The sequence below is a fragment of the Psychrobacter sp. 1U2 genome, assembly GCF_051847575.1.
Genome location: NZ_JBPYDC010000008.1, coordinates 87,703 through 112,658, shown reverse-complemented (window position 1 = coordinate 112,658; position 24,956 = coordinate 87,703). Strand labels below are relative to the sequence as shown.

General features: G+C 44.5%; 22 protein-coding genes. 12 read left to right on the top strand and 10 right to left on the bottom strand.

All coding sequences use genetic code 11. The features are described 5' to 3' along the window. Positions 1-61: 61 nt before the first annotated feature. The 3 genes from ACS8FD_RS06065 to serA form a co-directional block, all read right to left on the bottom strand. Positions 62-595 carry a DUF488 domain-containing protein gene (locus ACS8FD_RS06065; RefSeq protein ID WP_439274940.1) on the bottom strand — a complete coding sequence of 178 codons (534 nt, stop codon included), beginning with the start codon at positions 593-595 and terminating at the stop codon, positions 62-64. 253 nt (positions 596-848) lie between these two features. Then, on the bottom strand, positions 849-1,274 hold the full coding sequence (gene uraH, locus ACS8FD_RS06060; protein WP_439274939.1) for a hydroxyisourate hydrolase: 426 nt from the start codon (positions 1,272-1,274) through the stop codon (positions 849-851). Between the two features lie 273 nt (positions 1,275-1,547). After that, positions 1,548-2,774 carry a phosphoglycerate dehydrogenase gene (serA, locus tag ACS8FD_RS06055; RefSeq protein ID WP_439274938.1) on the bottom strand — a complete coding sequence of 409 codons (1,227 nt, stop codon included), beginning with the start codon at positions 2,772-2,774 and terminating at the stop codon, positions 1,548-1,550. 467 nt (positions 2,775-3,241) lie between these two features. Here serA and ACS8FD_RS06050 point away from each other — a divergent pair, with 467 nt between their 5' ends. Continuing rightward, on the top strand, positions 3,242-4,744 hold the full coding sequence (locus ACS8FD_RS06050) for an FAD-binding oxidoreductase (RefSeq protein ID WP_439274937.1): 1,503 nt from the start codon (positions 3,242-3,244) through the stop codon (positions 4,742-4,744). A 129-nt stretch (positions 4,745-4,873) separates the two neighbouring features. Here ACS8FD_RS06050 and ACS8FD_RS06045 read toward each other — a convergent pair whose 3' ends face one another. After that, positions 4,874-5,509, bottom strand: coding sequence for a BLUF domain-containing protein (locus tag ACS8FD_RS06045; protein WP_439274936.1), 636 nt, complete (start codon positions 5,507-5,509; stop codon positions 4,874-4,876). Between the two features lie 403 nt (positions 5,510-5,912). On the opposite strand from ACS8FD_RS06045, the gene ACS8FD_RS06040 reads away from it, so the two are divergent. Further along, on the top strand, positions 5,913-7,550 hold the full coding sequence (locus ACS8FD_RS06040; protein WP_439274935.1) for a carbon-nitrogen hydrolase family protein: 1,638 nt from the start codon (positions 5,913-5,915) through the stop codon (positions 7,548-7,550). A 276-nt stretch (positions 7,551-7,826) separates the two neighbouring features. Further along, complete coding sequence (locus ACS8FD_RS06035; RefSeq protein WP_439274934.1) at positions 7,827-8,378, top strand: protein disulfide oxidoreductase; 552 nt, start codon at positions 7,827-7,829, stop codon at positions 8,376-8,378. On the opposite strand, the gene ald is transcribed toward ACS8FD_RS06035, so the two are convergent. Beyond that, positions 8,375-9,490: an alanine dehydrogenase gene (gene ald, locus ACS8FD_RS06030; protein WP_439274933.1), complete on the bottom strand. Its 1,116-nt coding sequence runs from the start codon at positions 9,488-9,490 to the stop codon at positions 8,375-8,377. The genes ACS8FD_RS06035 and ald overlap by 4 nt on opposite strands. 343 nt (positions 9,491-9,833) lie before the next feature. Between ald and ileS the strand changes: the two genes are divergently transcribed. Beyond that, entirely contained in the window at positions 9,834-12,701 is a 2,868-nt protein-coding gene (gene ileS / locus ACS8FD_RS06025; RefSeq protein ID WP_439274932.1) for an isoleucine--tRNA ligase, read from the top strand. After that, complete coding sequence (gene lspA, locus ACS8FD_RS06020; RefSeq protein WP_439274931.1) at positions 12,694-13,317, top strand: signal peptidase II; 624 nt, start codon at positions 12,694-12,696, stop codon at positions 13,315-13,317. Before ileS ends, lspA begins: the two co-directional genes overlap by 8 nt. Positions 13,318-13,445: 128 nt before the next feature. On the opposite strand, the gene ACS8FD_RS06015 is transcribed toward lspA, so the two are convergent. Further along, positions 13,446-14,057, bottom strand: coding sequence for a glutathione S-transferase family protein (locus tag ACS8FD_RS06015; RefSeq protein ID WP_439274930.1), 612 nt, complete (start codon positions 14,055-14,057; stop codon positions 13,446-13,448). A 136-nt stretch (positions 14,058-14,193) separates the two neighbouring features. On the opposite strand from ACS8FD_RS06015, the gene ACS8FD_RS06010 reads away from it, so the two are divergent. Then, a complete protein-coding gene (locus ACS8FD_RS06010) occupies positions 14,194-14,802 on the top strand; it encodes an O-acetyl-ADP-ribose deacetylase (protein ID WP_439274929.1) in 609 nt (202 codons plus the stop codon). Between the two features lie 7 nt (positions 14,803-14,809). Here ACS8FD_RS06010 and ACS8FD_RS06005 read toward each other — a convergent pair whose 3' ends face one another. Next, complete coding sequence (locus ACS8FD_RS06005; RefSeq protein ID WP_439274928.1) at positions 14,810-15,469, bottom strand: DUF1294 domain-containing protein; 660 nt, start codon at positions 15,467-15,469, stop codon at positions 14,810-14,812. A gap of 212 nt (positions 15,470-15,681) precedes the next feature. Between ACS8FD_RS06005 and ACS8FD_RS06000 the strand changes: the two genes are divergently transcribed. Then, the gene (locus ACS8FD_RS06000; RefSeq protein WP_439274927.1) at positions 15,682-16,191 is read left to right on the top strand and encodes an FKBP-type peptidyl-prolyl cis-trans isomerase; all 510 of its coding nucleotides are present in this window, start codon (positions 15,682-15,684) and stop codon (positions 16,189-16,191) included. 197 nt (positions 16,192-16,388) lie between these two features. Beyond that, positions 16,389-17,429, top strand: coding sequence for an aldo/keto reductase (locus ACS8FD_RS05995; RefSeq protein ID WP_439274926.1), 1,041 nt, complete (start codon positions 16,389-16,391; stop codon positions 17,427-17,429). A 167-nt stretch (positions 17,430-17,596) separates the two neighbouring features. Here the strand turns inward: ACS8FD_RS05995 and ACS8FD_RS05990 are convergent, their stop codons facing one another. After that, the gene (locus ACS8FD_RS05990; RefSeq protein WP_439274925.1) at positions 17,597-18,382 is read right to left on the bottom strand and encodes a lysophospholipid acyltransferase family protein; all 786 of its coding nucleotides are present in this window, start codon (positions 18,380-18,382) and stop codon (positions 17,597-17,599) included. A gap of 285 nt (positions 18,383-18,667) precedes the next feature. On the opposite strand from ACS8FD_RS05990, the gene hflX reads away from it, so the two are divergent. The 4 genes from hflX to ACS8FD_RS05970 all read left to right on the top strand — a co-directional run bounded on the left by hflX (position 18,668) and on the right by ACS8FD_RS05970 (position 22,725). Continuing rightward, positions 18,668-20,134, top strand: coding sequence for a ribosome rescue GTPase HflX (hflX, locus tag ACS8FD_RS05985; RefSeq protein WP_439274924.1), 1,467 nt, complete (start codon positions 18,668-18,670; stop codon positions 20,132-20,134). Between the two features lie 369 nt (positions 20,135-20,503). Continuing rightward, entirely contained in the window at positions 20,504-20,950 is a 447-nt protein-coding gene (locus ACS8FD_RS05980; protein ID WP_439274923.1) for a CidA/LrgA family protein, read from the top strand. A gap of 21 nt (positions 20,951-20,971) precedes the next feature. Continuing rightward, entirely contained in the window at positions 20,972-21,661 is a 690-nt protein-coding gene (locus ACS8FD_RS05975) for an LrgB family protein (RefSeq protein WP_439274922.1), read from the top strand. A gap of 257 nt (positions 21,662-21,918) precedes the next feature. Next, positions 21,919-22,725, top strand: coding sequence for a lytic transglycosylase domain-containing protein (locus tag ACS8FD_RS05970; RefSeq protein WP_439274921.1), 807 nt, complete (start codon positions 21,919-21,921; stop codon positions 22,723-22,725). A gap of 121 nt (positions 22,726-22,846) precedes the next feature. On the opposite strand, the gene tsf is transcribed toward ACS8FD_RS05970, so the two are convergent. Further along, the gene (tsf, locus tag ACS8FD_RS05965) at positions 22,847-23,728 is read right to left on the bottom strand and encodes a translation elongation factor Ts (RefSeq protein WP_439274920.1); all 882 of its coding nucleotides are present in this window, start codon (positions 23,726-23,728) and stop codon (positions 22,847-22,849) included. Between the two features lie 286 nt (positions 23,729-24,014). After that, positions 24,015-24,854: a 30S ribosomal protein S2 gene (gene rpsB / locus ACS8FD_RS05960; protein WP_439274919.1), complete on the bottom strand. Its 840-nt coding sequence runs from the start codon at positions 24,852-24,854 to the stop codon at positions 24,015-24,017. Positions 24,855-24,956 lie beyond the last annotated feature (102 nt).

The following is a 24,956-nucleotide window of genomic DNA, read 5'->3' as shown; positions in this document are numbered from 1 at the left end:
GATTTATTAGCAATGAGAGTTAAAAGAAGAGGTCAACAGTGTCTCTTTTTTTAACTCTTTTTTATATCGCTGGATAAACTACATAGCCTTGACTATTTAGCTCAGCGCCTAATGTTGGCTTGGCAGGATCTAAGCGACCCACGCCCATGATATGCTCTACCCTATGGCCTCTAAGCAGTAAATAATCGGTAATAATACGCCGATGACAACGCCACCATACCGCTTCAGAACACATAAGGGTAAGGCGCTGTTTTTTCCCAAGTTGAATAAGCTTGTCAAGGGCCGCTTGAAAAGTATCACTTAACGCATAATCGGCATAGTTGTGAAAAGCTTGCACGCGCCATAGATTGTTAATGTCTTCATCGACTTGTTTTTGTTTTGGACGTCGCCCACCAAGGTCGATGCAATGCTGGTAACTAATGCCAACTTGACTGAGCGCTTGCGGTAAAGTATCGATATTAAAATGAGGGTTGGTGCTAGAACGAGGGAAGCTGCGCACATCAACGAGCAGTTCGATATCGGCTGCTTGAAGCATATCAATCAGTTCATCAAGGCTACGGGTCGAATGTCCAATCGTATAAAATGTGGTAGTCATGAGTTAACTCGCTGTCATCTTGAATTGTCCAATAATTTTGCTCATTCAATATTAACCAGCTTGAACTTGCTCAATCATTAGGACTTTTGTAGGGCTATCGTGGCCAAAGGCGGCTAACGCGGCAAAACCCATCACATAAAAATAGAATGACCTAAACCTTTAGTGCTTATAATCATACCCAGCATAAAAAGAGAGGGGCTCAATTCAATTGGGCCCCTTTTTTGACGTTTATAATGCGTTTTATCGAATATGATCAGCTACCGCGATACGTGCTATAACCATACTGCGATAAAGTGATCGGCACATGATAGTGATTATCGCCCTCTATATTGAAATTGACTTCGATATAAGGAAAGAAGGATTTCTTGCCCATTTTGTTAAAATAAGGCGTAGTCTCAAAGATGAGCTTATAAGTGCCATCATGATTGACATCGACTTCATTAGGCAGGAAGTCATTGATACGGCCGCCTTCATTGGTTTTCTTAGTATCGAGTAACTGCCAGCTACCACTAGTTTGCTGCTTCATCAATTTTACGTTGACATTAGGCGCAGGCTCACCGCTGCCAATATCGAGAATATGGCTTGATAACTGATACTCACCGTCAGCCGCGAAACTAGCGGTCGCACTCAAAGCGAGTACACTACCCAGAGCAGCTGCTTTTATTGTATTGGTTTTCATAAAAATCCTGTTTTATTATGCTATTTATTATAGACAGAGCGCCTCTATTAGAAGTTACGCCTAGACTTAATTAAAAAGTATAAATTATTGAAAACCCAAAATTGTGAAGAAAACGTTAAATAATATAACAAGGCGTAAGCTACACTTAATAGCCTATAAATCACTCTATAATTCCGGTCAACCACTAAGATAATTTATCACCCATAAAAAAGAGCCTCGTTATTGAGACTCTTTCTTAGTTGACATCGTATTGGTTGAAACTATAAATATTGACTAGAACAAGATACGCACGCGAATGGTTTCTTCGACGTCTTTGAGCTGATCAAGGGCAGCATTCGAGTCGTTATAATCGACATCCATCACGAGATAACCGACATCGCCTTCGGTCATTAGGCTTTGCGCTAAGATATTAATACCCGCTTCTGCAAATAGGCGGTTGATTTGCGAGAGAACGCCTGGCACGTTTTTATGAATATGTAGCAAACGGTGCGAGCCTTCTTTGAACGGTATCGACACTTCTGGGAAGTTGACCGCTGTCGCGGTATCGCCTTGATCTGAGTATTTTACAAACTTCTCAGCCACTTCTAGACCGATATTCTCTTGCGCTTCTTGGGTCGAGCCACCGATATGCGGTGTCAAGATGACATTATCGAACTTACGTAGCGGCGATTCAAATTCTTGATCGGCAGACTTTGGCTCTTTTGGGAACACATCGATCGCCGCACCGAGCACCTTACCAGACTCAATGACTGCGGCAAGATCGTCGATCTCGACGCAAGTACCGCGGGCGGCATTGATAAAGTAGCTGCCTTCTTTCATCTGATTGAACTGCTCAGCGCCCATCATATAGCGCGTACTTGGCACATCAGGAACGTGCAAAGTGACGATATCTGCCGTTGAGAGTAGCTCGTTCAAACTGCCAACTTGTACCGCGTTACCTAGTGGCAGTTTAGTGACCACATCATGATAGATGACTTTCATACCGAAGCTTTCAGCCAAGACCGATAGCTGTGAGCCGATAGAGCCGTAGCCGACGATGCCGATCGTCTTGCCGCGAACCTCATGTGAGTTGGTCGCAGACTTGCCCCAACCGCCGCGATGTACAGTAGCGTTCTTTTCGGGGATACCGCGATACAGCATAATAGCTTCGGCTAAGACTAGCTCAGCCACTGAGCGCGTATTAGAATAAGGCGCGTTGAAGACCGGAATACCCATCTCACGGGCCGCATCTAGATCGACTTGGTTGGTACCAATACAAAAGCAGCCGATACCGATGAGTTTTTCGGCTTTTTCTAATACTTGACGCGTGAGCTGCGTACGCGAACGAATGCCGATGAAGTGTGCATCTTTGATTTTTTCGATCAGCTCATCTTCATCGAGCGCGTGGCTTAAGTATTCAATGTTGGTGTAACCCGCCCCTTCTAATACTTTTAAAGCGTTTTCATGCAAGCCTTCTAGTAATAGAAAACGAATTTTATCTTTTTGTAATGATAATGCCATACGAAATCTTTCCTATAATTTATTAAGTGAGTTGGTTATTGACAAGTAGGGTTTGAGTCGCTTATCTATTTGACTCCATTTAAAAACAATACAGTGCTACTGGTGTACATTTTTCTAGCGTACTGTTCTCACAGAAGCTGCGAGAAACTCAACCCAGTAGTTTGCCCTGATTCTAGTATCGATGTTAAAACTATCGTTACTAAAACTACAGTATCGATGTTAAAAAAGTGCAGGCGACACCCTCTTGGGTCATCACTCACTTATGATGAATAAAAACAATGCGCTTATATTACACAAAATCGCCCGAGGATGTTAGAGAATAAGAGGAATAAGTTGTCATCGTTTTGGTTAATGGTGACTGATTCAGTCTCGCATCTGCTTAGATATAGCCCTGTGATGTGCTAATATTAGCCTTATCTCATTTCCTTACCCTTATCTATTGCTACTGCTAAATAGCCGAGACTATTATGAATGAATCCCTTATCGAAAACCAACCGGCACACGAGCGCACTCATGCGGCTGAGCAAGCGGACATCAATGAGCCAAGCTTGCAGAGTGCTGTCAATACTGCAGCGGTGCAAGCTATTTTACAGACTTTACGTCAGACCCATCAGTTTGAAGAGAGCCAAATAAAAACCGATAGCGAAAGCTTAGAGCATTGGGGTAAAGACTGGACCAAGCATTTCGCACCTGCCGCCGCCGCTATCGTCTTTCCAAAGACCACTGAGCAAGTACAAGCGATTGTCTTATTAGCTAACGAGCATAACGTGGTCTTAACCCCAAGCGGTGGTCGTACGGGACTGTCGGCAGGCGCAGTGGCTGCTAATGGTGAGATCGTCGTCAGTATGGATAAGATGAATGCTATTGGTCAATTCTATCCCGCTGATCGTATGGTTGAGATCGAAGCCGGCGTGGTTACAGAGCAGCTGCAGCAGTTCGCTGAATCCAAAGATTTATACTACCCTGTCGATTTTGCCTCGGCAGGTTCGAGCCAAATCGGCGGCAACATCGGCACCAATGCCGGCGGCATAAAAGTGATACGCTATGGCATGACCCGTCAATGGATTATGGGCTTGACCGTAGTCACTGGCAAAGGCGATATCTTGCAGCTTAATCGCGGCATGGTGAAAAATGCCACCGGTTATGACCTGCGTCACCTGTTCATCGGTTCTGAGGGCACACTTGGCTTCGTCACTCAGGCGCAGATTAAGCTGGATCGCTTGCCGCAGGACTTGAACGTCATGGTGCTAGGTATGGACAGCTTCAACGATGTGATGAACGTACTATCCGCCTTTCAAGCGAAGATTGATCTAACTGCTTTTGAATTCTTCGATGAGGTGGCGATTGATAAGCTAATGGCGCACGGACAAGTACAAGAGCCGTTTGAATCGCGCACCAAGTTTTATACGCTGCTAGAGTTCGAAGCGCCTTATGAGCCGATTATGGATAAAGCCATGGCGATATTTGAAGAGTGCATGGAGCAAGGCTGGGTTGTCGATGGGGTGATGAGTCAGAGCCTGGCGCAAGCAGCAGAGCTATGGAAGCTACGCGAATACATCTCTGAGACTATCTCGGTATTTACGCCCTATAAAAATGACGTTTCGGTGTTGATCAGCTACGTGCCTGAGTTTATCGAAGAGATTGATGCAATTGTCAGTCACAACTATCCTGACTTTGAGGTGTGCTGGTTTGGGCATATCGGCGATGGTAATTTACATCTCAATATCTTAAAGCCTGAAAACATGAGCAAAGATGATTTCTTTCGCGAGTGTCAAATCGTCAATAAATATGTGTTTGAAACCGTACAAAAATATGGCGGCTCGGTATCAGCTGAACATGGTGTGGGTATGACTAAGAAGCCTTATCTACAGTATAGCCGTAGCGCCCTTGAGATTGACTATTTGCGAGAAGTCAAAAAAGTCTTTGATCCCAATAATATTATGAATCGCGGTAAGATTTTCGATATGTAGTAGAGTTTATTTATTTCAAAATTGCGGTTAAAAAAATGACGCTAAACTTTTAGTCTAACGTCATTTTTCTCATTAAAAGGCTAAAACGTCTTGCCAGACAACCGTTTATTGGCTTATCGGGTTGGTAAATTAGTAATTTAGTAGTAGTAACCCTATAACCAATAATACTGCCAAAAACCCTTGCACAATTAAAAAAGCTTGATGTGGGGCGGCAATGTACTTGATCATATTACCCAATGCATTGTAAGTAATTCCAGCAGCATTGACATGCGGCGGTGTCTCAAAGTTTTTGATGACGCCTAAGAATTGTTCAGTTCGCTCACTACTCCAACCATGCGGCGCAAACGGCAGAAAAGGCGATAATTGCGCGGCCTGCTGCTTGGTTGCAGGAGACCATAGCCAACGCTCCAAAAACAGCAAACGCATCCGCCAATCATAAAAAGTGCGCTGTTCAATGGTTTTTAGTAATATGATCTTGACATTTTTATGGCGTTTATCAGCAAATATGCGCTGCTGTAATGCCATTACCTTGGCTTTTTCACCTTCTATGCACTGCAAAAAATGACTGTTGCCATAACAAAGCGTACCGGTGATTCCTTGTTGCTGATTATAGTCACGAGCATAGGCTTCTACTTTATCAAATATCGAAGCTTGTAGGCGCGAATGGAGCGTCAAACTACTCACATAAACCAAACGAATCAAAGCGGTTTCTGCTGTTTTATCTAAAGCTTTAACCGTATCGGTATGGTTTAGAAGTAAGGTCATATGCAATCCTAATAGTGGTTTACCTGACTAGTAGACCAAATAAATAAACTAAACTAGCGGTGACTGTCACGCTTACTAGGATTAACTAGTAACCTGTTGCGCAAATGTTATGATGACAAACACAGATTTTCGAGAGACAAAATAGAGGATAGATTCTAAATAGTAACTGGCAAGTAATTGTTATTATTAATTATTGTATCATCCGTACTACGGATTTAATACTTTTTTTTATAGACCAAGAAAAACAGAAAACTTACTGATAAATAAGCCTAGTTAAAGGCGTAGCTTATGCATTTAAGCGAACAAATAGTTGTTTAAAAACCCATCAAACCATAGCAAATAAAGAAAGTTAATCACAGCCAACCTACGTTCAATAGCTAACACTACCAAAATAGGAACACCGATGAGCAAGATAGAAAAACTAGACGACTTTCACCTAACGATTGCTGAGATTAAGAAAAAAGACTACCCGCAAGTCAAAGAGCTCATGGATCGCGTCTATGTCAACTTAGGCGGCGCTTGGTCAAAGACCACGATTCATACTTTGATCGACGCTTTTCCTGAAGGCCAAATTGCATTATTCGACCATGATCAGTTGATCGGCATGGTGCTATCGATGCGCGTTGATTATGCCAAGTTCTCGAACCCGCATACTTATGACGATCTAATCGGTCATAGAGAGATCATAAAAGACGATCCTGAGGGCGACGCTATCTACGGTTTGGACGCGCTTATCGATCCAGAGTATCGCGGCTATCGTTTGGGCCGACGTCTTTATGATGCGCGTAAAGAGCTGTGCCGACAGATGAACTTTCGCTCTATCTTAGCCGGTGGCCGTATTCCCAAATACTATAACCATCAGGATTTGACGCCAGGCGAGTATATTGACGCCGTCGAGTCACGCGAGATTCATGATCCTGCGCTCTCTTTTCAGCTGTCTAATGGCTTTATCGTCAAGCGTATTTTGACCGGCTACCTGCCTGATGACAAGCAGTCCAAAGGCTTTGCGACGCTCCTTGAGTGGGCCAATATCTACTACGAGCCCAAAGACTACAAGCCGAATACTCGTAAGTCTGAGGTGCGTATTGGCGGTATTCAGTGGCAGATGCGTGAAGTCGAGTCGCCTGAGGAACTACTACAGCAAGTCGAGTTCTTCGTCGATATCATGGCGGATTATAACTCTGACTTTGCCTGCTTGCCTGAGTTCTTTAACGCACCGCTAATGGGGCTGTGCGAGTCGACCGATCAGAACGTTGCGATTCGCTTTTTGGCAGATTATACCGAATGGTTTAAGAATGAAATCTCTCATTTAGCAGTGACATATAACGTCAACGTCATCAGTGGCTCTATGCCGCTACTCGATGAAAACGATACGCTATACAACGTCAGCTACTTATGCCGCCGCGATGGAACTGTCGAGGAGCAGCGCAAGATTCATATTACCCCGCACGAGCGTAGCGCTTGGGTGATCGAAGGCGGCGATGAGGTCAAAGTGTTCGATACCGATGCAGGCCGTGTTGGCATTTTGGTTTGTTACGACGTTGAGTTCCCAGAGCTGGCGCGTCTCATGGCCCTCGATGATATGGATATCTTATTTGTACCATTTTGGACGGACACTCAAAATGGCTATTTACGCGTCCGCCATTGCGCGCAAGCCCGCGCGATTGAAAACGAGTGCTATGTGATGATTTGCGGTTCAGTCGGTAACCTGCCACAGGTCGAAAGCTTAGATATTCAGTATGCACAGTCGTCTATCTTTTCGCCATCTGACTTTGCCTTCCCGCACGATGCCATTATGGCGGAGACTACGGCTAATACGGAAATGGTGTTCTTCTCTGACTTAAATTTAGACAAGCTCATTCACGTACGTAACGAAGGCTCCGTGCATAATTTGCTCGATCGCCGTGATGACTTATTTAGCCTAAAATGGAAGCGTAAGTCAAAGATTTCAGCGAGCAAGCTCAGCGATGAAGAGCGCCGTGAAAACTCAGGCAGCGTCCTATTAGGCGATCCGTTACAGAATCGCGCGCAAAAGTCTTAAATATAGTTAGTCCTAAATAAAAGGAGTATATCCATTACAGCGTGCTACTGGTATAAATTTTCCTGGCGTGCTGCGTTCCAAAAGACTGCGTAAAATTCATCCCAGTAGCACTGGGTTTACTTTATGGTGGATTGACTATACTTAAATCTTAAACGCTCAACTAAACACTTAACTTTTATAAAAACGGCTGACCTTTCAGCCGTTTATTTTTATCTATAGTTAATTCAACATAAAAAAGATAACGATTAAAAAACTATAAGCTCAGAGAAAAACACTATGACTACTGATGTAGAAAAAACAGGCATAACAGTTAAAAAAACGCCGAAGCAAAAATTTTGGTCGGTGCTAAAAACCACCCTACTGTACGGTCTTGTCTTTATCGTTATTTATACCGCGATTAACTGGTGGCGACAGCCTGTCATGCCCGCTAATCCACAACTGCAATTGACCGATTATCAAGGACAAGCGCTAGATTTAGCAGCGATGAGTACGGATACGCCTACGCTAGTCTATTTTTGGGGCACTTGGTGCCCGATATGTACTTATACTTCACCTACTATTGATAAGCTTGCGGCCGCTGGCAACTATCCGGTAGTGACTGTTGCCATTAAGTCAGGCTCCGATCAAGAGCTGCAAAACTATATGCAGCAAAATAATTTTGACTTCACTACCGTCAACGATGAAGACGGTGCGATCTTCGCAGATTGGCAAGGGCAAGTGACGCCCTCTTATGTCGTCTTAAAAGAGGGTGAGATGACGCAAGGGTTAACAGGTATTCAGCCGCTATGGTCGCTTAAGCTTAGGTTGTGGTTGAGCTCTATTTTTTAACCAATTAATTCATTGAGCGCCTTATACTCATAATCTAGCGCTTCTGCAACCGCCTCATAAGTGATATAACCTTGCGCGGCATTTACCCCTTTTGCAAAGGCAGCATCATCATGACAAGCTTGCTTAACCCCTTTTTTGGCCAGCTTTTGAATATAGGGCAAGGTAACATTCGATAGCGCCATCGTAGCCGTACGTGGCACCGCTCCTGGGATATTGGCAACCGCGTAATGGACGATGCCGTGCTTAATATAAGTCGGATCGTCATGGGTAGTAATGCGATCGGTGGTCTCAAAGACGCCGCCTTGATCGATAGCGATATCGATAATTACCCCGCCATCATCCATCGACTCTATCATCTCTTCTGTGACTAGCTTGGGGGTGGCCGCACCCGGAATCAGTACCGCGCCAATGACCAAATCACTGACCTCGACGCTGTCGGCGATGTTGACTTTATTAGAGATTAAAGTCTGTACGTTATTACCGAACATCTCGGACAGCTCTTTGAGTCGCTTGGGATCTAAGTCTAAAATTGTCACGTCGGCTCGCAGGCCAATAGCGATTTTGGCCGCTTCCGTACCTGAGACGCCGCCGCCAATGATAGTAACGCGGCCCTTTTGCACCCCAGGCACGCCGCCAAGTAAAATCCCCTTACCGCCATAAAACTTCTGCAAGAACTGCGCGCCGATTTGGGTACTCATACGGCCAGCGATCTCGCTCATAGGGGTCAATAGTGGCAAAGAGTTATCAGCCAGTTGTACGGTTTCATAGGCTATCGCCGTGACTTTATTGTGCACTAATACTTTGGCTAATTCAGGCTCATTGGCCAGATGCAAGTAAGTAAACAAAATTAGATCTTCGTTTAAATATTTAAATTCTTCTTGCTGGGGTTCTTTTACTTTGATGACCAGCTCGGCGTCCCAAGCTTTACTAGCGCTATTGACGATGGTCGCGCCCGCCTCCTCATAATCCTCATCAGTGAAGTGCGAACCCATGCCCGCATCGCATTCGACAAAAACCTTATGACCGTCGCTGACTAACACAGTAACGGCGTTTGGAGGCAGACCGACACGGTTTTCGTTATTTTTAATCTCTTTGGGGATACCTATTTTCATGATGACTCCTTCATCTTTAACGTGATTTATTCAGTATTTTTATCCGTTAAATTTTATGGTTCCGTATTTTAAGTGAAACGGTTGTTAAGTACAGTTGTACACTGCTTATCACTATTACGCAACTAAAATGACACGCGCAGTACATGCCCCTTTTTACCCTAGTAGAATTAACATATAATAGCTGCCATTCTTAACATAATCTGACGCTAACTTATTTAAGTTAAGGCATTATTTAGGGTAAGGTGCTATTTAAATTGAAGCGCTATTTAACCTTAGCTATTAGCCCCCATACACTATCTACTTGAGCTGATAAATTACTTAACCTGATAAAAGATACCCTCCTATGACTGACAAAGCTACTGACACTCCTAGCCACGATTACAAAGATACTCTAAATCTAGCAGATACGCCTTTTGCGATGCGTGCCAATTTGGCCAAACGTGAGCCCGATTGGTTAGCCGCTTGGGAAGCTGACGATGTCTACGGTAAGATTCGTCAGGCGCGTACTGGTGCGACTAAGTACATTTTGCACGACGGCCCTCCTTACGCCAACGGTCAGATTCACTTAGGTCACGCGGTCAATAAAGTCATCAAGGATATGATTGTTAAGTCGAAGACGCTTTCAGGGTTTGATGCGCCTTATGTGCCAGGTTGGGACTGTCATGGCTTGCCTATCGAGCAAAAAGTCGAGGCGAAAGTCGGTAAGGTCGGCCAAAAAGTCTCGGCAACTGAGTTTCGTGGTCTTTGCCGTGAGTATGCGGCCACCCAAATCGAACTACAAAAAGTTGATTTTAAACGTTTAGGTATCTTTGGCGATTGGGATAATCCTTATCTGACCATGAACTTTGCGCAGGAAGCCAATATCGTCCGGGCGCTCAGTAAGATCTATGAAAATGGCCATGTCACCCGCGGTATGAAGCCGGTCAACTGGTGCTTGGACTGTACCTCGGCACTGGCAGAAGCGGAAGTGGAATATCAAGATAAAGTCTCTGACGCGATCTATGTCAGCTTCGATCTGCTTGATACTGAAAAGCTAAACGCGTTGGCAAAAATAGACGGCACTATCTCAGTCGTTATCTGGACGACGACACCTTGGACTCTGCCCGCTAACCAAGCTATCTCGGTGCATCCTGAGCATGACTATTCGGTGGTAGCGACCACCAAGGGTAATCTACTCCTGGCGCACGATTTAGTCGAAACTGCGCTAACGGAGATTAAGTTAGATAGCCAAGGTATCTTAGCTACGGTTTCAGGTAAGGAGCTTGAAGGCTTGCGCGCTCAGCATCCGCTTATTGAGGAACGTCAAGTACCTATCATCTTAGGCGACCATGTCACGGTTGACAGTGGTACGGGTCTGGTACACACCGCGCCGGGTCATGGTCTCGACGATTATATTGTGGGTCTAAAATATAACTTACCCGTCGAAAACCCAGTCGGCGGTAATGGCGTTTATTTAGAGAGCGCGGCGGTATTTGCAGGCGAGCATATCTATAAAGCTAATCCAAAAATCATTGCCGCTTTGCATGATAATGATCATTTGGTGAGCCATACCAAGATTGAGCACAGCTATCCGCACTGCTGGCGTCATAAGTCGCCGATTATCTTCCGTGCCACGCCGCAGTGGTTTATTAATATGGAAAAGGAAGGTTTGCGTGAACGTGCTTTAAACGATATTCCAGAAGTACAGTGGACGCCTGCTTGGGGTCAGAACCGTATTGAGGCGATGATGACCGGTCGCCCTGATTGGTGTATCTCACGCCAGCGTACTTGGGGCGTGCCGATTGCTTTTTTCACTCATAAACAGACCGGCGAGCTGCATCCCAATACTCTTGAGCTAATGGAAGCCGCCGCACAAAATATCGCTAAGGGCGGCGTGGAAGCTTGGTTTGATGCCAGCTGTGAAGATTACTTAGGCGATGAATCTGCTGATTATGATAAGTCTACTGATACTTTAGATGTCTGGTTCGATTCAGGGACCACCCATTTTGCCGTGCTCGAGCAGCGTGATGAGCTGACCAATCCTGCCGATATGTACTTAGAAGGTTCCGATCAGCATCGCGGCTGGTTTCAGACTTCCTTACTCACGTCAGAAGCCATGTACGAGCGCCCGCCGTTTAAGCAAGTGTTGACACACGGCTTTGTGGTCGACGAAAACGGCCGCAAAATGAGTAAGTCATTAGGCAATATCATCACCCCGCAAGAAGAGATCAATAAGACCGGCGCGGATATGCTGCGCCTATGGATTGCCTCGAGTGACTATCGCTATGAGATGAGCGCGGGCAAAACGGTATTCAAAGGCGCGATCGACATGTACCGCCGTATCCGTAATACCTTACGCTTCTTACTTGCCAACACCGATGACTTTAATGCAGCTACTGACAGCATCGACATCAATGAGCTGGTCAGCCTAGATAAATTCATCATCGAGCGCGCGCAAAGCGTACAAACGCAAATCGTTAGTGCTTATGATGCGATGGACTTTCACCAAGTCACTCAGCATATCACTGCTTTTTGCTCGCAGGACTTGGGCAGCTTTTATCTAGATATTATCAAAGATCGTCAGTACACCACCCAAAAGGATGGTCAACCGCGCCGCTCGGCACAGACAGCGATCTATCATATCGCCCAAGCCTTGATACGTTGGATTACCCCTATCTTATCCTTTACCGCGCAAGAAGCGTGGGAGGTCTTGAATAGCAAAGATGAGCAAGCCGCCGGTAGCTATGTCTTTACGCAAGAATGGTACGAGTTTCCAGCGCTTGAGCTTAGCACTATCAGTAGTGAAGATTGGCACCATATCATGCGCGCCAAAGATATGGTCAATAAGAACATCGAAATCGCGCGCGGCAACAAGCTACTGAACGCCAATCTAGCTGCTGATGCAACTTTGTATGCTGATGGCGCCATGCATGACAGCTTAGCCAAGCTAAAGGATGAGCTACGTTTTGTGTTGATTACCAGTAACGCTACTTTAAAGCCTATCAGCGCAGCACCTGCGGTTGACCAAAATACCGATGACGATAGCAGTAGTGACGAAAGCGCTGTAGCCGCAGCGGATCTAAAAGTCACTATCGACGTCGCTGACGGGACTAAATGCGTGCGCTGTTGGCACATCCGTAACGACGTTGGTACTGACAGCGAGCATCCAGAGCTGTGCGCGCGCTGCGTAACTAACGTGGCAGGCAGCGGTGAGGTGCGTCACTATGCTTGATACGCCTGAGCGTCCTACTAACGAAGTCGATAATTCGCCGAGACCTGCTCACGTCACGACAGGTAACTCAGTGACACCTAGAAGTCGACTGATTAAAACCCCAAAAGTGGTGGCTAATGGCAGCCGTGCTTTTTTGTGGTACTTATTGTCGATAGCGATCATTGTCCTTGATCAGTGGACCAAATGGCTCGCGGAAACTAAGCTGAATTTTTTGGAGCCGATACCGGTCATTGAGCCATTCTTGAATTGGACATTGGCCTATAACTACGGCGCAGCCTTTAGCTTTTTAGCGGATGCTGGCGGCTGGCAAAAGTGGTTTTTTTCAGGCTTAGCGCTAGTGATTGCGCTATTTTTGCTGGTTTATTTGATCAGAGCACCGCGCAATGCCAAGCTGTTATCGCTAGGGCTAGCCATGGTACTCGGCGGCGCTATTGGCAATCTAATTGATCGCGTCAGGCTTGGTAAAGTGGTCGATTTTATCCACGTGCACTATGCTGATGTTTGGCACTACCCTATCTTTAATATTGCCGATATCGCGATCTGTATCGGCGTCGCTATTATCGTCATCGACATGCTGTTTTTGGAAGGTAAGCGCGAAGGCAAGCATAAGGCCTAATTGTTAGTATGTTGGTTTTGTATCATCAGAAAAAGGGCTTACGATAACGTGAGCCCTTTTTTTGCTTGGGATTGTTGTAGTGAGATTGATCTTGATGGTGCGCAGAGTGCAACCTACGATAAATCTCTTTATTTCTTAGGAAAATGTTCCCGCGCAGACAATCTTTTTACATAAGCCTTAGCGGACTCAGGTAAAGGAACACCCAACATTTTTAGCCAATTGAACAGATGGTGATAATAGATATCCGCTAAGGTAAAGCTATCACCTGCTATATAGTCTTGCTCATTTAACCAGTCATTAGCAATTGGTAGCGCTTTTTGGATGTTTTCCATACAATTCTCAGCCGTACCTTCAGGCCAATTCTCGTAATTCTCTAGCACCTTAATCTTAGTTAAAATCCACAGATAGCTCTCAATTTCTATCATGCCAAACGAGATGACCTGACGCAGTTTATAGTTCTTCTCGGCATAATTATTGTCATCTTGACTGGGCGTCAATGGGCTATCAGGATGCAAGTCATTAAGGTATTCGATAATCGCTAAGGATTCGGTGAAGTTTTTACCGTTATGAGTAATTGCGGGTATTTTTCCGAACGGGTTAATCGCGAGAAAATCTGGATGTCGCTGCTCGAACTTATGACCATCGAGCTCCTTAGTTTCGTATTCCAAGCCAAGCTCTTGCAGTGCCCAAACCACGGTTTCTGCGCGGCTAGGATGAGTGTATTTATAGAGTGTAATCACTAAAACGTCCCTTTTATAGTTTGTTAGAAATCTCATTAAGAAAAACTTTTATATTCATAACATATACATCTAAACGATAGCAAATCACTTAGACTATTGAAATGAATTTTATCTAATAAATACAAAGGACGCTACTATGATGAAGGATCAATCCAAGCCAGTTTTTCAAAAGCAAGTTTCTGATTCTGATGACTCTGTTGCTGGTTCTGCTGCTCGCACGGTTACCTTATCCGTATTACAAGCAGATATTACCACGCTACCAGTCGATGCTATCGTCAATGCGGCCAATTCAAGTTTACTCGGTGGCGGCGGTGTCGATGGCGCAATTCATCGCGCCGCAGGGCCTGAATTACTCAAGTATTGCCGCTCCCTAAACGGCTGCGCCACTGGCGAGGCTAAGATCAGCCCTGCGTTTAACCTCCCCTGTGACTATGTCATTCATACGGTAGGGCCTATCTGGCACGGTGGTAGTAAGGATGAAGAAGCGCTACTTACGAGCTGCTATCAAAACTCGTTAGAATTGGCAGTTGAAAATAAAGTCGCTAGCCTTGCTTTTCCTTCTATTAGTACGGGGGTTTATGGTTATCCCATTGATAAAGCAACCGAAGTCGCGGTAAATACGGTAAGAAATTACATACAAGACAAGCTAAAAAATTCCGATAGTTTTTCGATAAATGACATTATCTTTTGCTGCTTCTCAAATAAAGATGCCGCAGTTTATCAGCGAATTTTGGAAGCGCTTTGAATAGAGGCTATAACCACTTTCCAATAGTCTCTAAACCGCCACCTGCCATAATAAATAACAAACCCGCTAAGTTAATCACTACCGTTAGATAATAGGTGAAGCGAAAGTCAGGCTTTTGCGATTTGTGACGCAAGTAAGTTTGGGCGACCATAGCGCCAACCCAGCCGCCGAGCATGCTTAATAGATGCAAATTGGATTCAGGCGTACGCCATTCATTATTTTGCGCGGCCGCTTTGTCCTTGGCGTAAGTCAGATAGGTCAATATTCCTAATACAAAATACCAAGCTACGACGAGCCAGCTCAAATCATCCATGACCGCGAGCAATATTAGCACTGCATAAAAGCCAACGCCCAAAAATAAGCGTTTAGTTTGTCCGACCTCAAAGTCTGCTTGCTGATTCCTTTTTGAGTTACGCCTGCGAATTTGACTATTTTTATCCCTCATTTGCTGCTGCACAAAACTTAGCTCTTGTACTTGACGAGCTTGCAAGCGACCTTGCTTATCTTGTCCAACACTGAAGACTACTGGCTCATCGATAACAGGTCGACGCGGCGCTTTAAACTCACTAACATGAAAAAACAGCGACTCACCAACTTCGGTTTCGATAAAACCAAAGCCTTTGTCATCTTGCCATTTTGTAATTCGACCTTGTTGTCTATTTGCCATTGCTAACGATACTCTTTATTATTTGACTATGATTAATAACTTTTTATGATTCATTAACTCTATATAACTAAGACTGTTTTAGCGCCTTTACGTTACACTATTTACGCTTACATGGGGCACTATTTCGCTTATCATTTCTAAGCTAAGACCCTATTATTTAAGATTATCATCTGCTATATATCTCATACCTTAACTATAAATGGCTGTTCACTATGACCCAATCACCAGACGCACCGAAATTTATTAACCCCCACGAAGACACCCGTATCACTCACGGCAGTTTAGTAAAGCTTCATTTTGAAGTCTCGCTTGAGAATGGCACAGTGATTGACTCCACCTTTAGCCGTGATCAGCCGGTAAGTCTAACTGTCGGCGACGAAAGCTTGCTGCCTGGCTTTGAGCAAGTACTTATGAACCTGCGTGCGGGCGATACTCGCAGCGCGCATCTGGAACCTGAGCAGGCTTTTGGCGACTGGAATCCGGACAATATTCAGCGATTTAGCCGTCCGCAGTTTGCCTTAGTCGCGGACGATCCTGAAATCGGCATGATGGTGGAATTTGAAGATAAAGGTAAAAACACGTTGCCCGGTACGATTAGCGCTATCAATGACGATGAGATCGAGGTCGATTTTAACCATCCACTCGCCGGACAAGACGTGCTATTTAAAGTCAAAATCTTTAAAGTGACGCCGCCGGGTGTGACGGGCATTCAACTGAGCTAATAGCGAAAACTATAATATAGTTAAGACACTTTAAAAACGATACAGCGCTACTGGAATTAATTTTGCGCAGCCTCTGTCGGCGTAGGCACAGCACACAAGTAAAATTAATTCCAGTAGCACTTTTTAATATAATGTATCGATTTTCTTTGCGATTGGCTACAAATAAAAGTAATGAACAAAACAATAAGGATGCGCATATGCAATACGAGATACTGCCGCAAATAGATGAGAAGGTCTCAAAGATTTGTCTAGGAACGATGACTTGGGGACAGCAGAACGACGAAGGTGAAGGCCATGCGCAAATGGACTTAGCCCTTGCCGAAGGGGTGAATTTTTGGGACTGTGCCGAGATGTATCCCTCACCGCCTGATAAAGATAAGCAAGGCGATACGGAGCGGATTATCGGCACTTGGTTTGCTAAAACTCAGCAGCGCGACAAAGTCATTTTGGCTAGTAAAATGTCGCCGATGAGTTTTTTGCGAGACGGTAATAGCCGCTATAATGCTAAGCAAATTAGTGAAGCCATTGATGGTAATCTTAAGCGTCTGCAAACGGACTATATTGATGTCTATCAGCTGCATTGGCCTGAGCGTCAGTCGAACTTTTTTGGTCAACGCGGTTATGATAGTGAGATGTCAGCGCAATCGCTTGACGACTTAACGCCGTTTTTAGAGACCATTCAAGCGCTCAATGACGAGATAAAAAAAGGCCGTATTCGTGCCTATGGACTCTCAAACGATACCGCATGGGGACTGATGCGCTACTTGTGGGAAGCGGACAAAAACGGACTCATTGCGCCTATCACCGTGCAAAATCCTTACAGCTTACTCAATCGACTTTATGAGGTGGGTATGGCGGAAATTGCTCATCGCGAAAATGTCGGTTTGCTCGCCTATTCGCCCCTAGGCTTTGGCGTGCTCTCCGGTAAATATTTAGGCGGCAAAAAGCCAGCTGGCGCGCGGCTGACGATGTATGATAGGTTCCAAAGATATATTAACGAGCAAGCGCTAGCAGCCACTGAGCAATATGCCAAAATAGCAAGCGACGCGGGATTAGATATGGCGCAGATGGCGCTCGCTTTTGTGAACTCGCGGCCCTTTGTCACTAGTAATATCATTGGCGCCACGAGCATTGAGCAGCTCAAATCAAACATCGATAGCGCGAATTTAACGTTAAGCGATGACATATTAGCTGCTATCGAGGCCGTACATACGCAGCAGCCTAACCCTTCTCCTTAGTCTAGCTCACTAAAGCTACTAAGTTTCATGCAAAAAAGGCGCTAATCGATATGATTAGCGCCTTTGTCGTTCTCAATCTAACTAATCTCACTTCAACTAAAAGCTCTGCATAACTATAATCTCTACATAACATCGGACGAAAATACACTATTAATCACTGTAAGCGGTTAGTTCAATACTCGCGCATGTAATTCTGCTAGCCCCTCTTGCATATGCTTTTGCAACAGATCAGTCAGCTCACTTTTACTAAGACCTTTTGGATCGATAGCTTTAAGCGGCAAGACATAAGCGGTGACATTCTTAGTATCAAGCACTTTTTTCAGACTCTGCTTCATTGTCAGCTTGCCGTAGTAAGGCAAGTCTTTACTCAAGCTGCCGTCTTTATTGACATAAGCAATGACCATCGCCTGCACGGGAACATCAGCGTCTATAGCCGCTTGCAACAGCTTACCATGAATGCGCTTAATCTTAGTACCATCAGTAGTAGTGGCTTCAGGGAAAAATACTACGGAGAAGCCCTTGCGCAAGAAGTCAGCGATTTGGGTCGCTACTGAGCCGGCATCCCCTGAACCGCGCTGAATGAATACTGTGCCAGCAGCATAAGCAAGTTTGCCGAATACCGGCCATTCTCCTATCTCAGCTTTGGACAAGAAGAAAGCGGGACTGACTGTACCTACTACTGGAATATCCATCCATGACACATGGTTTGAGACCCAAAGACCATGGTGCTGCTGTACTGGCTCAACTTCGACCACTTTTATACCAAAAGAGCCTGCCATTTTGCGACAAAACGCTTGGATGTAGCGTGGTAGTTTTTCGCGTGGCGGATTTTTGAAAGCCCCAATACGCTGTGCGGCTCGTAGCCCGCCTGCCATAGTGGTGGTCATACCTGCGATTTGCTTACTGCGGCTGAATTGTTTTTTTAGTGAAAAGCCTGGCTTAGAGTGGCTCATCTGTATCCCTCATAATTGAATGTCTGTAAAAACGCCATAAGTATAGCAAAATTCTCATAGTCAGTGACGATTTGTTCACTGAGCTTAGAGGATGGTTTTCGCTATTAATTATCTGCTATAAACCTATCTGTTATAAACTCAGTAACATAAAACTCGTGCTAATCTAGCGATTACGCTTTAATAACCCGCGATAAGACCACATATAGACTATTATCTACACGCTATTTTTGAGGCAATTATAGCCGATAATAGCGATTTGTTTACCCCAATTATAGGTGAAAATTTTTGGAATATTTTGAAAGATATGAAGGTGGCGAGCGTGCCGTTTTAGTTCATCTGGACATTCGTCAAATTCAAGATCCTGATGATCTAAGTGAGTTTGAACTGCTTGTTGACTCTGCTGGTGCTCAGCGCGTGGAGCTTGTGACAGGCTCACGCTTGAAGCCTGACGCTAAGTACTTCGTTGGCTCCGGTAAAGCACAAGAGATTGCTGAGTTGGTCAGTGCCAATGATGCTGATATCGTGATTTTTAATCATAGCCTCTCACCCTCGCAAGAGCGTAACTTGGAAGCTTTAGCGAAATGCCGTGTGCTCGATCGCACCGGTTTAATTTTGGATATTTTTGCCCAGCGCGCGCGGACTTACGAAGGTAAGCTGCAAGTGGAGCTGGCACAGTTGAATCACTTGTCGACTAGATTGGTACGTGGTTGGACGCATTTAGAGCGTCAAAAAGGGGGTATCGGTCTACGTGGTCCAGGTGAAACACAACTTGAGACGGATCGTCGTTTACTACAAACGCGGGTCAATCAGCTCAAATCTAAGCTTGAAAAAGTACGTCAAACTCGCGCGCAAGGCCGTGCTCGCCGGCAAAAATCAGACGTGCCGACGATATCATTAGTCGGCTACACTAACGCAGGTAAATCTACCCTATTTAACCGCTTAGTCGATGAAAATATCTATGCCGCAGATAAGCTATTTGCGACCCTAGACCCGACTTTGCGACGCTTAGATTGGCAAGGTGTTGGCCGTGTGGTTCTAGTCGATACGGTAGGCTTTGTACGTCATCTGCCACATGAGCTTGTCGAGTCTTTTCACGCTACTTTGGAGGAGACTTTAGAGGCCGATCTGTTATTACATGTGATTGACTCTTCTAGTGAGGACATGCACGAGCAAATTGCAGCGGTCAAAGAGGTGCTAGCAGAGATCGATAACGAGGTGCCAGTACTCAACGTCTATAATAAGATTGACTTAACAGGCGAGCCTGCGCGCATTGGTTATGCAAACGAAGGTGAGCCAAACCGTGTTTATGTGTCCTCAAAAGATAACTTAGGTATCGAAGAGCTCACACTTGCGGTACAACAGCTGATGACGGGTACTTTGACCACCTTTAATCTGACTTTGCCCTACCATGCTGGACACTTCAAAAACACCTTGTACGAGCTTGGGGTTATTTTGGAAGAAAGCTATGATGACAGCGGTCACGAGTGCTTGACCATTCGCCTGCCAAGTGAGCGCCTCAAGCAATTATTAGGTCAAGCGGACCTGCAACCTATGGATGTGCTACCCTTAGCGCAAGCGACCTTGCTGATGCCTATTCTTGAGCCTTTTGAACAAGAAGACGAGGATGAGTTACAAAATGCTGAGGACGAGTCACTAGTAGCAGAAGACTTAACCTACGAGCAGATCTTTGCGTCAGATAATGAGACTGGCAATATTGATCCTGTAAATAATGACTCAAGTCCGCAAGCTTAAGAGTTTGAATTAAGCTTCAAAGCTCAACAGGATAATCACTTCAAGATTTGTGTTAAATAAATACTGAGTGCATTGGCCGTTTTTAGGCTGATGTACTCATTTTTTTATTGTCTGTCTATTATAATTCTTTTACCGTTATTACCACCGCGCATGAACGCTTGTTGCAAATTCACAGACTCTTAAGGTTTATTAGTAGCTCACTTCTCTATATAATCGAGCGCATGAGTTGTCACTCAACTAAAGTTTTTATTTTACCTCAGTTTACCTTAGTAAGTTGGGTAATCTCTAAAAAACAAACCATAGCTCTTTATCGATAACCTGACTCTTTTTATCAATACTCTTTAATAGTCATTGCGGCTAGGATGATTTATGAAAGCCCTTACTCAAACCAAACTGCCTTTATGGCTAGCCTTACTTTTGACGCTAGCGATGGTCGTGATAGTGCGTGAATCAGCGTTACTCCTGTGTCAGTGGGCAGGTATCGAAAAGGCGGCGAATATTGTTGGCCTCGTAGCAATGTTTGTCATTTTAGTCGTTTGGCGTTTGCTCAAAGGTTTACCGAACTGGATCACTAGAGCTAGTAATCTGTTGTTAGTCGATAGCGGTTTTGCTTTTTTGCCGGTATCAGCTGGCGCTGGTATTTTACTATTTGAGTTAGGTGATGAGTTTTGGGGCGTAATGCTGACGATGGCTATTAGTACCTTGATACCGCTTTGGGGTCTAGCGATTTTAGCCAATCATTGGTTAAGCGCTAGCGCTGATCATAAAGACAATGCAGCCATGACCATACATAATGTCAATGATAAGCCTGAGTAGCCTGAGCCGCGGAGAGTTAAGATGATGTTTAGTAGTGTATTTATGGCGACTCTAGCAGCTATTTTATTGACTTTAGCCGCGCATGTCATCGCTCGTATATTAGCCAAGAAGATCTCTTGGTTACCTATGGTTATTACCGCTCTAGTATTGGTATTGCTATTTTTGTTTATTACGCAGTGGGATTACGATCATTATTATAGCGTCGCCAAACCAGTGTTTGATCGCCTGCTTGGTTATGTCACTGTGCTGCTGGCTATCCCTTTAGCCGCGATGAATTTCAAAGGTTTACCAGTTAAGCGCTTATCTATTATCGTGCTCATCGCAAGTGTGATCGGCGCGCTATTACCGATGTCATTAGCCTATCTATTTTCACTCAGTCACGATACCTTGCTGTCTTTTGCTACGCGCTCCGTCACCACCCCTATTGGCCTGAGTGTAGCGGACTTAATCAGTGCACCGCTTGCTATGGCTAACTTAATTATTATCGTCTCTGGGCTGATGGGCGGTACAGTCGCTAGATTCTTATTTAGAAAAGTGAATGACGATCGAGCCAAAGGTTTAGCCTTGGGACTGGCCGCTCATGCGTTCGGAACGGTAGAAGCTTGGCAAATCAGTCCTACAGCTGGGCGCTATGCCGCGTTCGGTCTTGCGGTAAATGGCTTACTGACTGCCGTTTGGGTACCTATCTTTATTAGTGCCTTTAATATCTAAGTTTTTCGCTTAATAAATAAGTATTTAACTATAAATCCTATAGCTATCAATACAATAGGGCTAGCCAGTATTTTGTGTTATAGTAAGTAACTATTATATTTTGTATGTATTACTAGTGGTTTTGTTACTATAGTAACCTTACAAAATTTTCTGCTGATGCTAATCGTTGCAGATATTTCGTTAGGCGAACAAACTAGTTATTGATACTATTATTGAAACTATCGATCTGCTATTAACCGATAAAAAGTGATCTCTTTATGATGAATACTGCCCCTTTATTGAGCCGCTGCTGGTCATCTTTGTTGTTGACCTCTATCGCCCTATCCGCTTTTACCATGACGGCACACGCCGGCAATATGTACATCTATAAGGACCAAGCTGGTCAAGTACTGTTGACCAATGTCAGTCCAAGCGGTAATTTTGATAAATTCACTAAAAAAGTCAAAGTCACTTATTATAAAGACGCCAAGATGTATGATGGTAGTAGCGACAATAACTATAATAATTACGGCACTAGTACCGCTAGCAACAGCAGTAGCCGTAATGCCTACGATAGCTACATTCGCGCTTCTGCCGCGCGGCATGGCGTCGATCCTGGCTTAATGAAAGCAATGATGCATACCGAATCCGCTTTTAATCCCAATGCTCGCTCGCCGGTAGGAGCGCAAGGCCTTATGCAACTTATGCCAGCGACCGCTCGCCGCTTCAATGTCAGCAATGCTTGGAATCCTTCAGAAAATATCGAAGGCTCGGCGAAATATATCGCTTGGCTGATGAAGCGCTTTAATAATAATGTGGAGTTTGCAGTAGCAGGCTATAATGCGGGCGAAGGAAATGTCGATAAATACAAAGGCATTCCTCCTTTTAAAGAAACCCGTAATTACGTCAAACGGGTGATGAGCCGCTATCATAGCTTGTATAAGAACGATGCTAGTATTGCTGGTAGTACTATGGCAGCTAATAATACTGGCATGAGTAGCGGTATGCAAAAAGTCAGCTATGGCACTAGTAGTAATGCCAATAGCGCCAGCTACGCCAATTCTGCTTTTGATGCCCTGCGTTAGAAAGTAAGGTTATTAAACAGCTTATTATAGACACAAAAAAGCCCGTTAATAAATAACGGGCTTTTCTATTTTAAGACGAGACAAGGACGAAAAAGTTACTTTATTTAGATTTAGCGATAGCTTACTTGTTTGCCGCTTGCGTAGCTGCAACTTCAGCGGCGAAATCTTCTTGCTTCTTCTCAATGCCTTCGCCAACTTCTAGACGTTTGAAACCTAGTACTGTTACGCCATCAGCTTTTAGTACATCGCCGACTTTTTTGTCATTGTCCATGACGTATGGTTGACGTAGTAAAGTCACTTCGTCTAGATACTTACGTAGGCCACCTTCGATCATTTTTTCAACGATGTTGTCAGGCTTGCCAGATTCTTTTGCTTTGGCTTCGATGATATCTTTTTCGCGCGCTAATACATCGGCAGACACGTCTTCATCATTAACCGCTACTGGGTTGAATGCTGCAATATGCATTGCTAAGTTCTTACCTGTTTCTTCATTACCGCCCTCATATGAGACGACAACACCGATACGTAGGCCATGACGATATGAGGCGATGTTATTGCCTTCTAGGGTCTCAACGCGGCGGATTTGAATGTTCTCACCGATTTTTTGTACTAAAGAAACGCGAGCTTCTTCGACAGTTTGACCATCACCATAAGGTAATTCAGAGATAGCGGCCACATCAGTGACATTGTTTTCTAGCGCAAGATTAGCAACTTTTTCTGCAAAAGCAGTGAAGCTATCATCTTTTGCAACGAAGTCAGTTTGGCAGTTTACTTCTAACAAAAACGCTTTGTTGTCACCTTGAGCGATGATGATAGCGCCATCAGCTGCGATATTACCTGCTTTTTTAGCCGCTTTTGCTTGACCTGACTTACGCAGGTTGTCAATAGCAACTTCGACATCACCATTCGCTTCTTGCAGGGCTTTTTTACATTCCATCATGCCAAGACCAGTACGGTCACGCAATTCTTTTACCATTTTGGCAGATACTTTTACTTCTGACATAAGAGTTACCTTTTATTATGTATGTGAGTATTGATATGTATGGGATACACGATACTTATATGTCTCTAGATATCTCTTTAAGAGATATTTGAACGTCTCTGAACACATTGAATCTCAGTTCAGCAAGTCAATAACGTGTCAATAACAGGTTAATAATAAGGCATGACGAGTAAAACTTCATCATGCCTATTTTGAGCTTATAAATATAAGCTAAGCTTATACGCTATTAATAGCTTTATATGGGTGCTAAGCACTATAAATCAAGGCTTCCCATACTTTAGACTATTTATAGATCAGCTTGTGCTTCAGCTGGGTTCTTAGTAGCAGGTGCTTCTGCAGGCTGCTCAATAGCATCAGCATTGGCTTCAGCTGGCGCTTGTTGTTCGGCAGGAGCTTGCTGCTCAGCTTTGCCGCCCGCTTGCGTCTGTGCATACTCTTTACCAGCGATAACGGCGTCCGCTACTGCTGTGACATATAGAGTCACGGCACGGATAGCATCATCGTTAGCAGGGATGATGTAATCAACGTTATCTGGATTAGAGTTAGTATCAACGATACCGATAACTGGGATACCTAGATTTTTGGCTTCTTTGATGGCGATCGCTTCATGATCAACGTCGACGACGAAGATTGCGTCAGGTAAGCCGCCCATATCTTTGATACCGCCTAAAGAGCGCTCTAGTTTTTCCATATCGCGAGTACGTTCTAGCGCTTCACGCTTGGTTAGCTTAGCAAAAGTACCGTCTTCCGCTTGCTTCTCAAGCTCTTTTAGACGGTTGATTGACTGGCGTAGTGTTTTCCAGTTAGTCAACATGCCGCCAAGCCAGCGATGGTCAACATAAGGCATGCCAGCACGCTGTGCTTGCTCACGGATAACACCGCTTGCCGCGCGCTTAGTACCGACAAAAAGAACTTTGTTTTTCTTAGCTGCTAGGTTGTTGACGTAGTTTAGCGCTTCGTTAAATGATTTAACGGTGTGCTCTAAGTTGATGATGTGAATCTTGTTACGAGCACCAAAAATATAAGGACCCATTTTTGGGTTCCAAAAACGTGTTTGGTGACCAAAGTGAGCGCCTGCTTGTAGAAGGTCGCGCATTGATACTTGAGTTGGGTTGTCTATAGCCATGATATTATCCTTGGTTGGGTTATGCCTCCATCTTACAAAAACGACCTATCTAGCGACACGCATTTGCTGAAGCTTCAAATATGCAGAAGCGTTAGACAAATT

Coding starts and splice junctions, on each gene's coding strand:
- ACS8FD_RS06065 (WP_439274940.1), bottom strand. CDS start 595: ATGACTACCACATTTTATACGATTGGACATTCGACCCGTAGCCTTGAT.
- uraH (WP_439274939.1), bottom strand. CDS start 1,274: ATGAAAACCAATACAATAAAAGCAGCTGCTCTGGGTAGTGTACTCGCT.
- serA (WP_439274938.1), bottom strand. CDS start 2,774: ATGGCATTATCATTACAAAAAGATAAAATTCGTTTTCTATTACTAGAA.
- ACS8FD_RS06050 (WP_439274937.1), top strand. CDS start 3,242: ATGAATGAATCCCTTATCGAAAACCAACCGGCACACGAGCGCACTCAT.
- ACS8FD_RS06045 (WP_439274936.1), bottom strand. CDS start 5,509: ATGACCTTACTTCTAAACCATACCGATACGGTTAAAGCTTTAGATAAA.
- ACS8FD_RS06040 (WP_439274935.1), top strand. CDS start 5,913: ATGAGCAAGATAGAAAAACTAGACGACTTTCACCTAACGATTGCTGAG.
- ACS8FD_RS06035 (WP_439274934.1), top strand. CDS start 7,827: ATGACTACTGATGTAGAAAAAACAGGCATAACAGTTAAAAAAACGCCG.
- ald (WP_439274933.1), bottom strand. CDS start 9,490: ATGAAAATAGGTATCCCCAAAGAGATTAAAAATAACGAAAACCGTGTC.
- ileS (WP_439274932.1), top strand. CDS start 9,834: ATGACTGACAAAGCTACTGACACTCCTAGCCACGATTACAAAGATACT.
- lspA (WP_439274931.1), top strand. CDS start 12,694: ATGCTTGATACGCCTGAGCGTCCTACTAACGAAGTCGATAATTCGCCG.
- ACS8FD_RS06010 (WP_439274929.1), top strand. CDS start 14,194: ATGATGAAGGATCAATCCAAGCCAGTTTTTCAAAAGCAAGTTTCTGAT.
- ACS8FD_RS06005 (WP_439274928.1), bottom strand. CDS start 15,469: ATGGCAAATAGACAACAAGGTCGAATTACAAAATGGCAAGATGACAAA.
- ACS8FD_RS06000 (WP_439274927.1), top strand. CDS start 15,682: ATGACCCAATCACCAGACGCACCGAAATTTATTAACCCCCACGAAGAC.
- ACS8FD_RS05995 (WP_439274926.1), top strand. CDS start 16,389: ATGCAATACGAGATACTGCCGCAAATAGATGAGAAGGTCTCAAAGATT.
- ACS8FD_RS05990 (WP_439274925.1), bottom strand. CDS start 18,382: ATGAGCCACTCTAAGCCAGGCTTTTCACTAAAAAAACAATTCAGCCGC.
- ACS8FD_RS05980 (WP_439274923.1), top strand. CDS start 20,504: ATGAAAGCCCTTACTCAAACCAAACTGCCTTTATGGCTAGCCTTACTT.
- ACS8FD_RS05975 (WP_439274922.1), top strand. CDS start 20,972: ATGATGTTTAGTAGTGTATTTATGGCGACTCTAGCAGCTATTTTATTG.
- ACS8FD_RS05970 (WP_439274921.1), top strand. CDS start 21,919: ATGATGAATACTGCCCCTTTATTGAGCCGCTGCTGGTCATCTTTGTTG.
- tsf (WP_439274920.1), bottom strand. CDS start 23,728: ATGTCAGAAGTAAAAGTATCTGCCAAAATGGTAAAAGAATTGCGTGAC.
- rpsB (WP_439274919.1), bottom strand. CDS start 24,854: ATGGCTATAGACAACCCAACTCAAGTATCAATGCGCGACCTTCTACAA.